Raw genomic sequence first — 13,856 nt, 5'->3', positions numbered from 1 at the left:
GTGAACATCCTGAATCATGTATTGGCACAAGCCCGCGAAAAGACCGGGCCTGAAAACTTATCGTCGGGGGTCAAACGCCTCGCGCAGGGCATCCCCGATAAACACCAGCAGTGACAGGATCACCGCCAGCGCAAAGAACGCGGTAAAGCCCAACCACGGTGCCTCCAGGTGCTGCTTGCCCTGGGTCACCAGCTCGCCCAGCGAGGCGCTGCCCGCTGGCATGCCAAAGCCCAGAAAGTCCAGCGCGGTCAGTGTGGTGATCGCCCCGGTCAGCATGAACGGCACATAGGTCAGCGTGGCATTCATGGCATTGGGCAAGATATGCCGCAGCATGACCTGACTGTCCGGTAACCCCAGCGCCCGCGCAGCCTTTACATACTCCAGATTGCGCCCGCGCAGGAACTCGGCGCGCACCACGTCGACCAGGGTCAGCCAGGAAAACAGCGCCATGATCCCCAGCAGCCACCAGAAATCCGGTTCGACAAACCCACTGAGGATGATCAGCAGATACAGCACGGGCAACCCCGACCATACCTCCAGCAATCGCTGGCCGAGCAGGTCGACCCAGCCCCCGTGGTAGCCTTGCAGGGCGCCTGCCGCCACGCCAATAAGCACACTGACCACGGTCAGGGCAAAGGCGAACAGCAGCGATACCCGTGTGCCATAAAGCACCCGCGCCAGCACGTCACGGCCCTGGTCGTCGGTGCCTAGCCAGTTGCTGGCGCTTGGCGGGCTGGGGGTGGGCACCTGCAGGTCGTAATTAGGTGTGTCGGCGCTGAACGGGATAGGCGCGAACAGCATCCAGCCACCCTGTTCCGCGATCAGCTGGCGCACATAGGCGCTGCGGTAGTCGGGTTGAAACGGCAGTTGCCCGCCGAACTGCTGCTCGGTATAGCGTTTGAGCGCCGGAACGTACAGTTCGCCCTTGTAGCCCAGCAGCAGTGGCTTGTCGTTGGCCACCAGTTCAGCGCCAAGGCTCAGCAGCAGAAGGCCGGCAAACAACCACAGCGACACCCAACCCAGGCGGTGGCGACGAAAGCGTTGCAGGCGACGGCGTGATAGGGGCGACAGCATCAATGCGCCCTCGTATCGAAGTCGATGCGCGGGTCGAGCAACGTGTAAGACAGGTCACCGATCAGACGAATCAGCAGGCCCGCCAGGGTGAAGATGAACAGCGTGCCGAACACCACCGGGTAATCCCGCGACACGGCGGCCTCATAGCTCATGCGGCCAAGACCATCGAGCGAGAAGATCACCTCGATCAGCAACGAACCGGCGAAAAATACCGTAATCAGCGCCTGTGGCAGCCCGGCCACCACCAGCAGCATGGCGTTGCGCAGTACGTGGCCATACAGCACGCGGCGTTCGCTAAGGCCTTTGGCCCGGGCAGTGACCACGTATTGGCGGGAAACCTCGTCGAGGAAGGCATTCTTGGTCAGCAACGTGAGGGTGGCGAACCCACCGATCACCAGGGCAGCGACCGGCAGCACCAGGTGCCAGAAGTAGTCGGCGACCTTGCCCAGCAGGCTGAGCTCGTCGAAATTGTCCGAGACCAGGCCGCGCACTGGGAACCAGTTGAGCGAAGTGCCGCCGGCAAACAGCACGATCAGCAAGAGCGCGAACAGGAACGAAGGCAGGGCGTAACCGATCACGATCAATGCGCTGCTCCAGGCATCGAAGCGGCTGCCATGGCGCATCGCCTTGCGGATGCCCAGCGGGATCGACACCAGGTAGGTGATCAGCGTGGCCCAGAAGCCCAGCGACAAGGTGACCGGCAACTTGTCGAGAATCAGGTCGGTGACTTTGGCGCCGCGGAAGAAGCTGTTGCCAAAGTCCAGCCGGGCATATTGGCCGAGCATCAACCAAAGCCGCTCGGGGGCGGATTTGTCGAAGCCATACTGGCGCTTGATCTCTTCGATCAGTTTCGGGTCCAGGCCGCGTGTGGCCCGGGATTCGCCATGGACCACTTCAGCTCGCGCGCCGGGTGCGCCGCCACCGATGCCCTGGAGGCGGGCCACTGCTTGCTCCACCGGGCCACCCGGCGCGGCCTGGACGATGGCGAAATTGACCAGCAGGATTGCCAGCAGCGTCGGAATGATCAGCAACAGGCGGCGCAGGACATAAGCGGTCATGGCAAGGCCTTCCGGCGTTCGGCCATTTGCGCGTTGGTCAGTGGGGTAGGGCTGACCTCCCACCAGGTGTCCAGGCCCTCGTCATAGGTGGCCTGGACCTTGGGCAGGCCGAAGCGGTTCCACCAGGCGGTGGAGCTGCCTGGCGGGTAGTAGTTGGGGATCCAGTAGTAATTCCATTGCAGCACGCGGTCCAGGGCATGGGCGTGGCGCAGCATGTCGGCCTGGGTGTCGGCGCGGACCAGGCCGTCGATCAGGTGGTCTACGACCGGGTCCTGCAAAACCATCAGGTTGTTCGAGCCGGGGTCGTGAGCGGCCGCCGAACCAAAGTAGTTGTACAACTCGGCGCCCGGCGACAGGGTGACCGGGTAGCCGGTGACGATCATGTCGTAATCGCGCGCCATCAGCCGGTTGACGTACTGGGCCGAGTCGACGTTGCGGATGTTCAGGCTCACGCCGATCTGGGCCAGGTTGCGCTTCCACGGCAGCAGCAGGCGTTCAAGGCCCGCCTGGCCATTGAGGAACGTGAACGCCAGTGGCGTGCCCTGGCTATTCACCAGGCGGTCGCCTTCGGGGTGCCAGCCGGCTTGTTCGAGCAGGGCCAGGGCCTGCAACTGCTGTTTACGGATGATCCCCGAGCCGTCGGTGACCGGGGCGGTGAACACCGTGGTGAACACTTCATCTGGCACTTGGCCGCGCAAGGGGGTGAGCAGCTTCAACTCCCCCGCATCCGGCAACTGGCGAGCGGCCAAAGGGGTATTGGAGAACACGCTTTGCTGGCGGATGTACAGGTTGCGCATCATCTGCCGGTTGCTCCACTCGTAGTCCCACAACATACCCAGCGCCTGGCGCACACGGCGGTCCTTGAACTGCGGCTGGTCGAGGTTGAACACGAAACCCTGGGCCACCTGCGGTTTGGCCGGGGCCAGGTGGGCGCGTTGCAGGCGGCCGTCGTCCAGTTGCGCACCGTTGTAGCCCAAGGTGTAGGCCGTGGCGGAGAACTCGCGGTTATAGTCGTAGCCTCCGCCTTTGAGTACCTGGCGCGCCACTTCGGTGTCGCCGAAGTACTCGATGCGCAGCTTGTCGAAATTGTAGCGGCCACGGCTGGCCGGCAGGTCACGTGCCCACCATGCAGGGTCGCGTTCAAAGGTGATGCTGCGGCCGTTATCGATGCGCCCGATGCGGTATGGCCCGCTGCCGACCGGCTTGTCGAAGCCGGCACCGTTGGCAAAATCGCGCTGCTGCCAATCGTGCTTGGGCATTACCGGCAGGCTTGCGAGGTCCAGCGCCAGGGTGCGGCCGTGCTCGGGCTTCAAGTCGAATCGTACGCTGTGCAGGCTTTCCACGGTCACGCCGGTCACGTCGGCAAACTGGGTACGGTATTTGAGGCTGCCCTTGCTCATCAGCAGTTCGAAGGTAAAACGAACGTCTTCGGCGCGCACCGGCTTGCCATCGGCGAAGGTGGCGCGCGGGTCGATGTCGAAACGCAGCCATTCATCCTTGGGGCCGCGCTCCATGCGTCGGGCGATCAGGCCGTAAACGGTATAGGGCTCATCGTACGAGCGTACCGCCAGTGGCGCGTACAGCAGACCATCGACTTCGCTGACACCGATGCCTTTGTCGATGTAGGGGAGGATGTGGTCGAACTGGCCGATTTCGATGGCCGAGCGGCGTAAGATGCCGCCCTTGGGGGCGTCGGGGTTTACATAGTCGAAATGCCGGAAGCTGGCGGCGTAGCGGGGGGCTTCACCGTAGACGGTGAGGGCGTGGGTGGTAGCCGCCTGGACCGTAAAGCCCATGCACGAAAATACAAGCCCCCACAATACTTGTGGGAGCGGGTTCACCCGCGAATGCGTCGGAGCAGGCAACGAGGTTGTCTGGTCTGGTCTCTTCGCGGGTAAACCCGCTCCCACAGGGGGGCTGATCACCGGGAGGGGTGAATCAGTCCTGGCGGCTGGTCACTTCCAGCAGGTGGTAGCCGAACTGGGTCTTCACCGGGCCTTGCACGGTGTTGACCGGGGCGCTGAAGACCACGGTGTCGAATTCCTTGACCATCTGGCCTGGGCCGAACGAGCCCAGGTCACCGCCCTGACGGCTGGACGGGCAGGTGGAGTTGGCTTTGGCGATTTCAGCGAAGTCGGCGCCTGCTTCGATCTGGGCTTTCAGTTCGTTGCACTTGTCTTCGCTGCTGACCAGAATGTGGCGGGCGGTTGCACGGGCCATGGGTACTGCTCCTTGGGGTAAAAAGGCAAGCCTAGCGCACTTGTCCGGGGTATGTCTCGCCAGGCTTGCAACCATTGGCCTACAGTTTTTGTGCCGCCTCACGCAACAGGGTTTCGGTCGAGGCCCAGCCCAGGCAGCCGTCGGTAATCGACACACCGTATTTGAGTGCGCCCTTGCCCAGCGCCTGGCAGCCATCGAACAAGTGCCCTTCGATCATCACCCCGACCAGCGAACGGTCGCCGGCCAGGCGCTGCTCCAGCACCTCATTGAAGACCGCTGGCTGGCGCGCCGGGTCCTTGCCGCTGTTGGCGTGGCTGCAATCGACCATGATCCGTGCCTGCAGGCCGGCCTTGGCCAACGCCTGGCGGGCCATGGCGATGCTGTTGGCATCGTAGTTCGGGCCTTTGTGGCCGCCGCGCAGTACCAGGTGTGTGTCCGGGTTGCCCAAGGTCTCGATGATCGCCGGGTGGCCCTGAGCATCCATACCGAAGTGCCGGTGGGGATGGGCAGCGCTGCGCATGGCGTCGCTGGCGATGGCGATGCCGCCGTCCGTACCGTTCTTGAAGCCGACCGGCAGTTCCAGGCCACTGACCATTTCGCGGTGGATTTGCGATTCGGTGGTGCGTGCGCCAATCGCGGCCCAGGCCAGCAGGTCGTCGAAGTAGCCGGCGGCCATCGGTTGCAGCAACTCGGTAGCGATCGGCAGGCCGCGTTCGATCATGCTCAGCATCAGCCCGCGGGACAAGGCGATGCCAGAGTGCATGTCGTCACTGCCATCGAGGTGCGGGTCGTAGGCCAGGCCTTTCCAGCCCACTGTAGTACGCGGTTTTTCGACGTAGGCGCGCATCACCAGCAGCAGCTTGTCGTTGACTTCGCGGCCAAGGGCAGCCAGGCGGTCGGCGTATTCCAGGGCCGCGCGTGGATCATGGATCGAGCAGGGGCCGACGATGACCAGCAGGCGCGGGTCGCGGCCTTCGAGGATGTCGCGGATGGCCAGGCGATGGGCCTGGACTTGTTGGGCCAGTTCGCTGGACAGTGGCATCTGTTGCTTGAGCAGGTGCGGGCTGGGCAAGCGTTTGCTGACAGTGGTGTTGGCCGCTTGCGGCTGGGTCAGGGGCAGGGCGAGGCTGGAAGCGTGCATGGCGTTTTTCCCTGGGCGGACAGCGGGTTCAGGCCCGCATGGTCGGCCCTATCGAGGTGTTCGACAGATCGTTGAATTGGTATTGGCTGCTGCATTGCCACCTGTAGAGGACCGATCGGAGGCGGCAGGCTGGCCCGAGCGGGATTGGCTAAATCGCCAGGCAGAGGTGTTTGCGTAGTAATAAGTGGCGTAGTTCATGAATCTGTCCTCAAAGTGAATCGGTGTTGGTCAAAGGCCTGAAAAGCAAAACCCCCGGTCGGGGAGCCGACCGGGGGTTTGAGTATTCTCATGTTCGGCGGCCCCTCGAAGGTGGACGCCGGGTGGGTATCGGCGCCTAGTGGCTAAACCAATACCCAAAGTAATAGCTGGCAGGTGCCACGCAGCCGGCAACGGCCAGCACAGGGCGCAGGCTGCGACCGGTGTGGTTGGCGTGGTTGCGGGTGTGTTTCGGCATGTTGCTCTCCAGTGAATGAGCCCGAGCTTACTTCAGTTCGTGCAGGCCATTCAATGGATAAATGCTATGGGGCTGATCATTTGTTTTTGTACTGACTGGTTCAATGGCCGTATCGCCCGACCAGGCTTTGAGCCCCCAGCGCGTGGCCTTGCAGCAGTTGCAGCAGGCCGCTGCGATCCAGCCCCTCAGGCAAGGTACCCAAGGGCAGGTCGGTGGCAATCAGCGTGAGTGCGTAATGATGGGGGTTGTCGCCGGCGGGTGGGCAGGGGCCTCGGTAGCTGAGGGTACCGCGGGAGTTGCGGCCCACTGTCACGGATGGCCCGCTCAGCCCGGCCGTGCCTGCCTTGAGCCCATCCTGTTCGGGGTCGATGTTGTAGGCAATCCAGTGCACCACACCAACGCCCTTGCCACCGTCCGGGTCGAACATGATCAGGGCCAGCGACCGCGTACCTGCGGGCAAGTTGTCCCAGCTCAGTTGCGGGGTCCGCTCTTCGCCGGCGCCGCATGCCGGGTCCTGGCCGACCTGTTGCAGGGCGATGACGCCGCCATCGGTGAATGACGAGGAACTGATCGACATCGCGCCTTGGTTGCCTGCGGCAGCTAACGCAGTACACGGCAGCAAAGCAGCGAACAGCCAGTGTCTGAGGTGCATGGTCAATCCTTGGCAGGGCGTCAGGGCTCAGTTTAGTCCAGGTCGGCTTCAGCGGCTGTCCTGGTCCTCGGCAGTGCCGCCGCTGGCACCGGCACCAGAGCCGGTGCCTTCGCCGGTATTGTTGGAGCCGCCAGCGGCCCCGTCGGCGGCATCGGTGTTGCTGCCTGTGTCACTGCTGTCGTTACCTTTGCCGCTGCCGGGGCTGTTGACGCTGCTGCCTTCACCGACGGTCTTGCCGCCAGAGGGGTCGGTTTGCGGATGGCTGTCGGTATGGGTGTCGGTGGCGGCGAAGGCAGTGCCGGTGAGGCTGCTCAGGGCGAGCGCCAGGCACAGGGATAGTGGGCGAATGCGGATCATGGGGCTTCTCCTTTGCGGGTGATCAGTCATTCGTTTGGCTGGCGGCAGCTGGCGGGGTGCCTTCTGGGCGACGAGTGGCAATTTATGGGGGCTGTATATCCCAGTCACACCCAAGGCCGCCCGCAGAAGGAAATGTAATCTTCTGTGGCAACGGCCTGGTACCGCGATTGGGCCGCAGAGCGACCCCTGCAATCATCAGGATGCTGAGTGCTGTGCGGGCGCCGGGGTTTCGACTGGCTCCAGCGGCGGATGCTCCTGCGCGGCATGCATCAGGTCTTCGGTCACCCGCAGCTCGGCGCCAGTTGGCGAGAAGGTGGTCGACGCGGTGAACGGGGCAGGGTGCTCTGCTGCCGGGCGTTTGCCACGGCGCCACATGAAGAAGCACACCATGGTCAGGTTGACCACGGCAAACGCCCAGAACAACCCGGCCTCACCAAACTCGGTCATCATCGGCGAAATGGCCACCGGGGCCATGGCCGAACCCAGCGAGTTGATCAGTAGCAGGCCCTGGATCATCGGTACCAGCGCATCGGAAGGCGCGCGGTCGGCCGCATGGCTGACCGCCACCGGGTACAGGGTGAACACGCCACCACCCAACAGGAACAGCATGGCCGGCAGCAGGAACGAGTCCGATGGCAGGAACACCGTTACAAGGGACAGGACAACGCACAACGCGGCAAGCGCGAGCAGCACATCGAGGCGGTCCTTGCGGTCGGACCAGCGCCCGACCGGGTATTGCAGCAGCATCGCGCCGAGGATCACCCAGGCCATCATGTTGCCAACTTCACCCACCTCCAGGCCGATGCGCTGCAGGTACAGTGGCAGCAGCGCATAGATGCCGGCAATCGCCACGCCCGAGCCGAAGCAGCCGACCAGGCCCGACGGTGCCACACCCAGCAACTGGCGGGGCTTGAGGGGTTCGACCTGGTCCAGCAGCGGCGACACCCGCGGCAGGATCACGATCGGTAGCACCGACAGGGCGGCCAGCACGCCGGCCAGCATGAACGGGGCGGTATCGCCTAGCTGGGTGATTTCGCCAAGGCCGGCCTGGGCGATCACCCCGGCGCCGTAGAAGGCGATCATGTACAGCGCCAGCAGGCGGCCACGAATCTTTGCGTCACCGGCCAGCAGCAGCCAGCTTTCGATCACCAGAAACACGCCGACTGCCGCCCAGCCGTTGATCAGGCGCAGCACCGACCACCAGGTGACCTCGTAGAACAACCCTTGCAGCAGAATGGTGACGGCAATCAGCGAGGCGAAGCTGGTATAGGCGCGGATGTGGCCAATGCGCAGGATCAGCCGGTCGTTGAAGATGGCGCCGAGGGTCAGGCCGATGAAGTAGGTCGACGAGACGATACCAATGGTGGTGGCAGACTCACCGGCGGCGCCCAGGCGCAGGGTGGTGAGGGAAGACATGAAGCCGTTGCCCAGGGCGATGATGAACAGCCCGAGCAGGGGCGCCAGCGCCATGGCCAGCAAACGCGGAGACATACGTACCTCTAGTTGGATGAGCGGAATGAGCACCTTCTCGGCGCGCACACCGGCTCGACCCGGCAAGGGGCGAGTGGCGACACGGATGCGACCTGGGCAAGACTCAACCGCTGGGCGTTATGGGAGATGGGCCGGGCGGGGAGGGTTGAGCCTACTTCACATGTGCGTTCATGTGTTCAGGCGCTGACTCTGTCATTGCTGCTGGTTGCCACCGTTCAAGGCGACGGGCGAAAAGGAAGCGGGATTCTACGGGCTTGGACGCTTTTGCCAAGGGGTATGGGTGTGCGACGAGACGCCGCAGTCTCAGCGCGACATGAACATGTCTGCCACAGACATTTTAGATGGCTGCTCCTGCGTGCGGTGAGATCGGCACGGCAATCTTGCAGAGTGCTGCATAATGCTGACCCCCCCACCAAGGAAGGCCTCCATGTTCGCGTCGCTGTTCGCAGTCCTGGCTCCGGTTTTCATCGTCGCCGGAATTGGCTTTGCCTGGGCCCGCAAGGGCCTGGATTACCCCACCGATTTCATCGCCCGGGTGGTGATGACCGTCGGCACACCTTCGCTGGTGCTGTCCACCCTCAGTCGTACCGAGCTGAACCCGAATGCCTTTACCAGCATGGCCGTGGCCTGCTTGCTGTGCACCTTGGGGATGGCCTTGGCCGCTTTGCTGGTGTGTCGCGCGTCGGGCATGCACTGGCGGGTACTGCTGCCGGCGTTCATGTTCCCTAATACAGGCAACATGGGCCTGCCGATCAGTCTGTACGCCTTCGGTGAGCATGGCCTGGCCCTGGCTGTGGCGTTTTTCCTGACCCTGTCCATCGTGCAGTTCACCATCGGCATGGCCATTTCCGGCACGGCGGCTTCGCTCAAGGCGCTGCTGCGCAACCCTATCGTCATCAGCCTGGCCGGCGCCATGCCCATCATATTTCTCGATTTCGAACTCCCGCATTGGTTGGCCAACACCGTAGACTTGCTGGGCGGTATGACCATCCCGCTCATGTTGCTGACCTTGGGGGTATCACTGGCCAGCATTCGCCTGCGTCACGTGGGCAGCGGCATGTTGCTGGGCGGTTTGCGCATTGGCCTGGGGGCTGCGGTGGGCTGGGCAGTGGGCGCGGTACTGGGTATGGACAGCCTGGAGCGTGCGGTGCTGGTGGTGCAGTCGGCGATGCCGGTAGCCGTGTTCAACTACCTGATGGCGGTGCGGGCCAACCGTGAACCAGAGCAGGTGGCGAACCTGGTGATGTGTTCTACGGTGCTGTCGTTTGCCTGGTTGCCGGTGGTGCTGGCTTGGTGGATGTAGGCCATTGGCAACGACAGCAATTTCCGTTGAGTCAATGTGCGCTGGTCGGCGGCCCAGGAACCAGGCTATGCGCAAGGGTCACAAGGCCTTGGCCAGAAACGCCGCCGTGCGGCTGTCGGTACATCCCGCCACCACCTGCGGTGTGCCACTGACCACCACCTTGCCCCCGGCATCGCCAGCCCCCGGCCCGATATCGATTACCCAGTCGCTCTGCGCCACCACTCGCATGTCATGCTCGACCACCACCACGCTATGCCCGCTTTCTACCAGGCGGTTCAACTGTACCAGCAGCCGGTCGATGTCCTGCGGGTGCAAGCCGTTGGTGGGTTCATCCAGCACATACAGGGTCGCCCCGCGGGCCATGCGCTGCAGTTCGGTCGCCAGCTTGATGCGCTGCGCTTCACCACCGGACAGCTCGGTGGCCGGTTGGCCCAGACGCAAGTAGCCCAGGCCGATATCCTGTAGCACTTGCAGGCAACGGCGGGCAGGCGGTTGTTCAGCAAAAACCTGCAGGGCCTGGTCGACGGTCAACTGCAGCACTTGCGCGATGTTCATGCCTTGCCAGCTCACCGCCAGGGTTTCGGGGTTGTAGCGGGCACCCTGGCAGGTCGGGCAGGGCGCATACACGCTGGGCATGAACAGCAGCTCGACGCTGACGAAACCCTCACCCTCGCAGTTGGCGCACCGGCCCTTGGCAACGTTGAAGGAAAAGCGCCCGGCGTCGAAGCCCTGTGCCTTGGCCTGCTCGGTAGCCGCGAAGAGTTTGCGCACGTGGTCGAACAGGCCAGTGTAGGTGGCCAGGTTGGAGCGCGGCGTGCGGCCGATCGGCTTCTGGTCAACTTGCACCAGCCGCTTGATGCTGCCAAGCCCGGAGCTCACGTGGCCGCTGCTGGTCTGTTCAGGTTCGTCTTCCAGGCTTTGCGCTTCGGGCTCGCTACGTTGCTCGGCATGGCCCAGGTGTGCCCCCACCAGTTCCAGCAGGGCCTGGCTGACCAGGCTGGATTTGCCCGAGCCGGAAATACCGGTAACGGCGGTAAAGCAGCCCAGCGGAAATGCGGCGCTCAGATTATCGAGGTTATTGCGCGTGATGCCTTGAAGCTTCAGCCAGTCGCGGGCCTGGCGGGGGGCGCGTGTGGCCTGTACCGGGGCATTGAACAGATAGGTGCGGGTGCATGACTGTTGCACCGCGGCCAGGCCGGCAGGCGGCCCGCTGTAGAGGATGGTGCCGCCGTGCTCGCCGGCAGCTGGCCCTACATCCACCAGCCAGTCGGCGCGGCGCATGGTGTCCAGGTCGTGCTCCACTACATACACCGAGTTGCCAGCCTGTTTCAGGCGCTGCAGGGCTTCGAACAGCGCTTCACTGTCGGCCGGGTGCAAGCCGGCCGACGGCTCGTCGAGTACGTAGACCACCCCAAACAGCTGCGAATTCAGCTGGGTGGCCAGGCGCAGGCGTTGCAGTTCACCGGAAGACAAGGTCGGGGTACTGCGCTCCAGGGCCAGGTAACCGAGACCGAGGTCAAGCAGCGTATCAATACGTTCCAGCAGCTCGTTGGCGATGCGTTGGGCCGCCAGGCGTTTTTCCAGGGTCAGATCGTCCTGCTGCTGGGTCAGGTAGTCAGCTGCCGCCACCTTGCGGAACACCTCGGCCAGCGCCTGCAACGACAGGTGCGACAGTTCGGCGATGTCCAGCCCGGCGAAGGTCACGCCCAGCGCTTCGCGCTTCAGGCGTTTGCCCTGGCACAGCGGGCAAGGGCTGGGGCGCATGTACTGGGCCACACGCTTGCGCATCTGCGCGCTCTGCGAGTGCATGAAGGTATGCAGCACGTAACGGCGGGCACCCATGAACGTGCCTTGATAGCTGGGCTCCAGCTTGCGCTTGAGCGCTTCGCGGGTCTGCGCCGGGGTCAGGCCGGCATACACGGGGGCGGTGGGTGTCTCTTCAGTGAACAGGATCCAGTCGCGCTGTGCCTGGGGCAGGTCGCGCCAAGGGATATCGACGTCATAGCCCAGCGTGACCAGGATGTCGCGCAGGTTTTGCCCTTGCCAGGCCATTGGCCACGCCGCTACCGCACGCTCACGGATGGTCAGCGAAGGGTCGGGGACCATGGTCGCTTCGGTCACCTCGTAGACACGGCCCAGGCCATGGCATTGCGGGCAAGCGCCCTGGGGCGTGTTCGGAGAAAAGTCTTCGGCGTACAGCATCGCTTGCCCGGCCGGGTAGTGGCCAGCGCGGGAGTAGAGCATGCGGATCGAGCTGGACAAAGTGGTCACGCTACCCACCGAGGAACGTGCACTCGGCGTGCCGCGTTGCTGCTGCAGGGCCACCGCCGGCGGCAGCCCGTCGATGGCATCTACGTCCGGCACGCCAACCTGGTCGATCAGGCGCCGGGCATAGGGCGCCACCGATTCGAAATAACGCCGCTGGGCTTCGGCATACAGCGTGGAGAACGCCAGTGAAGACTTACCCGAGCCGGACACGCCGGTGAACACCACCAAGGCATCGCGAGGAATATCGACATCGATGTTCTTCAGGTTGTGCTCGCGGGCGCCACGGACGCGGATGAAACCGCTTGGGGTGGTTGGGCTTGGCGGCATGAAGCAGTCCTTGTCTGAAGCTGAGCAGGGTGCTCAAGGTACCAGCAACTGCAGCGGTCCCCAAAAGGCGCGCAAAGATTCCGAATGTTGAACACTCTGTTGCCAACACTGCTTTCCCTCTCCACGACTGGTTCCGCTGGGCGGAACCACATTCGTTTGTGATCCCGCGTCACTCGCGCTTATCTGTGAGCCAAGCACGACCTGCCTCACCTGTCGTGATCTGAAGGCGAACAACAAGAACGGGAAACCACCCGCGCGAGGAGACTCCACATGTCCCGACATCAGCATATCCAGGCTTGGCTCGCCGACGTGGCCAGCGACCTGCACGCGATCCGTCACGATATCCACGCTCACCCGGAACTGGGCTTTGAAGAAAGCCGCACCTCGGCATTGGTCGCCCGACTGCTGGAGGAATGGGGCTATGAAGTGCACACCGGAATCGGCAAGACCGGCGTGGTCGGCGTGCTGCGCAATGGCAGTAGCCCCCGCCGGCTGGGCCTGCGCGCCGACATGGACGCGCTGCCCATCCACGAAGCATCGGGCGCGGCATACAGCAGCCAGCACCCAGGCTGCATGCACGCCTGTGGTCATGACGGGCACACCACCATGCTGCTTGGCGCCGCGCGCTACCTGGCGGCAACCCGGCAGTTCGACGGCACGCTGACACTGATCTTCCAGCCGGCCGAGGAGGGCCAGGGCGGTGCTGAGGCGATGCTGGCTGACGGCCTGTTGGAGCGCTTTCCATGTGATGCGCTATTCGGCATGCACAACATGCCAGGGCTGCCGGCCGGGCACCTGGGGTTTCGTGAAGGGCCGATGATGGCTTCACAAGACCTGCTGACGGTGACCCTGGACGGGGTGGGTGGCCATGGCTCGATGCCGCACCTGGCCGTCGACCCGCTAGTGGCGGCCGCCAGTGTGGTGATGGCGCTGCAAACCGTGGTGGCGCGCAATATCGATGCGCAGGAAGCGGCAGTGGTCACCGTCGGCGCGTTGCAGGCCGGCGAAGCGGCCAACGTGATCCCGCAACAGGCGCTGTTGCGCCTTAGCCTGCGCGCGCTGAACGCCGAGGTGCGGGCGCAGGCCCTTGAGCGGGTGCGGGCAATCATCGTCAGTCAGGCCGAGAGCTTTGGCTGCCGCGCCTGCATCGAGCACCGCCCGGCCTACCCGGTACTGGTCAACCATGCCGCTGAAAACGCCTTTGCCACCCAGGTAGGGGTCGAGTTGCTGGGCGCCCAGGCAGTGGATGGCAACACCCGCAAGCTGATGGGCAGCGAAGACTTCGCCTGGATGCTGCAGCGCTGCCCGGGGGCCTACCTGTTCATCGGCAATGGTGTATCGCGGCCGATGGTGCACAACCCGGCCTACGACTTCAACGACGACATCCTGCTGACCGGCGCCGCCTACTGGGGCGCGCTGGCAGAGCGCTGGCTGGCACCTGCCTGATTGTCCCTTTTTGAGCACTGCCGCTGGAACCCGGGCGCGACTGCGCCTGGGCGATCACCCAATCA

General features: G+C 63.9%; 11 protein-coding genes. 2 read left to right on the top strand and 9 right to left on the bottom strand.

Annotated features, from left to right (window positions below):
* Positions 1–57: 57 nt before the first annotated feature.
* The 8 genes from INQ47_RS03510 to INQ47_RS03475 all read right to left on the bottom strand — a co-directional run bounded on the left by INQ47_RS03510 (position 58) and on the right by INQ47_RS03475 (position 8,447).
* Complete coding sequence (locus INQ47_RS03510; protein ID WP_176684554.1) at positions 58–1,074, bottom strand: ABC transporter permease; 1,017 nt, start codon at positions 1,072–1,074, stop codon at positions 58–60.
* On the bottom strand, positions 1,074–2,132 hold the full coding sequence (locus INQ47_RS03505) for a microcin C ABC transporter permease YejB (protein WP_339534487.1): 1,059 nt from the start codon (positions 2,130–2,132) through the stop codon (positions 1,074–1,076). The genes INQ47_RS03510 and INQ47_RS03505 overlap by 1 nt, the downstream gene beginning before the upstream one ends.
* A complete protein-coding gene (locus INQ47_RS03500; RefSeq protein WP_404701101.1) occupies positions 2,129–3,928 on the bottom strand; it encodes an extracellular solute-binding protein in 1,800 nt (599 codons plus the stop codon). Before INQ47_RS03500 ends, INQ47_RS03505 begins: the two co-directional genes overlap by 4 nt.
* A 142-nt stretch (positions 3,929–4,070) precedes the next feature.
* Positions 4,071–4,352, bottom strand: a complete 282-nt coding sequence (locus tag INQ47_RS03495; protein WP_003248318.1) for a peptidylprolyl isomerase — start codon at positions 4,350–4,352, stop codon at positions 4,071–4,073.
* 79 nt (positions 4,353–4,431) lie between these two features.
* Positions 4,432–5,493, bottom strand: a complete 1,062-nt coding sequence (locus INQ47_RS03490) for a 3-deoxy-7-phosphoheptulonate synthase (RefSeq protein ID WP_404701100.1) — start codon at positions 5,491–5,493, stop codon at positions 4,432–4,434.
* A 554-nt stretch (positions 5,494–6,047) separates the two neighbouring features.
* Positions 6,048–6,599, bottom strand: coding sequence for a YbhB/YbcL family Raf kinase inhibitor-like protein (locus INQ47_RS03485; protein WP_392545693.1), 552 nt, complete (start codon positions 6,597–6,599; stop codon positions 6,048–6,050).
* A 48-nt stretch (positions 6,600–6,647) separates the two neighbouring features.
* A complete protein-coding gene (locus tag INQ47_RS03480; protein WP_252460935.1) occupies positions 6,648–6,956 on the bottom strand; it encodes a hypothetical protein in 309 nt (102 codons plus the stop codon).
* 195 nt (positions 6,957–7,151) lie between these two features.
* Positions 7,152–8,447, bottom strand: coding sequence for an MFS transporter (locus INQ47_RS03475; protein WP_021785674.1), 1,296 nt, complete (start codon positions 8,445–8,447; stop codon positions 7,152–7,154).
* A 427-nt stretch (positions 8,448–8,874) separates the two neighbouring features.
* Here INQ47_RS03475 and INQ47_RS03470 point away from each other — a divergent pair, with 427 nt between their 5' ends.
* The gene (locus tag INQ47_RS03470; RefSeq protein WP_252460937.1) at positions 8,875–9,750 is read left to right on the top strand and encodes an AEC family transporter; all 876 of its coding nucleotides are present in this window, start codon (positions 8,875–8,877) and stop codon (positions 9,748–9,750) included.
* A 78-nt stretch (positions 9,751–9,828) separates the two neighbouring features.
* On the opposite strand, the gene INQ47_RS03465 is transcribed toward INQ47_RS03470, so the two are convergent.
* Positions 9,829–12,345 (bottom strand): excinuclease ABC subunit UvrA, encoded by a 2,517-nt coding sequence (locus INQ47_RS03465; RefSeq protein WP_252460939.1) that lies wholly within the window; start codon positions 12,343–12,345, stop codon positions 9,829–9,831.
* A gap of 270 nt (positions 12,346–12,615) precedes the next feature.
* Between INQ47_RS03465 and INQ47_RS03460 the strand changes: the two genes are divergently transcribed.
* On the top strand, positions 12,616–13,791 hold the full coding sequence (locus tag INQ47_RS03460) for a M20 aminoacylase family protein (RefSeq protein WP_404701099.1): 1,176 nt from the start codon (positions 12,616–12,618) through the stop codon (positions 13,789–13,791).
* The last annotated feature ends 65 nt before the right edge of the window (positions 13,792–13,856 follow it).

The sequence above is a fragment of the Pseudomonas sp. 3HC3 genome (assembly GCF_044904505.1).
Taxonomy (GTDB): domain Bacteria; phylum Pseudomonadota; class Gammaproteobacteria; order Pseudomonadales; family Pseudomonadaceae; genus Aquipseudomonas; species Aquipseudomonas putida_Y.
The sequence above is the reverse complement of the archived record's forward strand: the minus strand, read 5'-3'. Positions and strand labels throughout refer to the sequence as shown.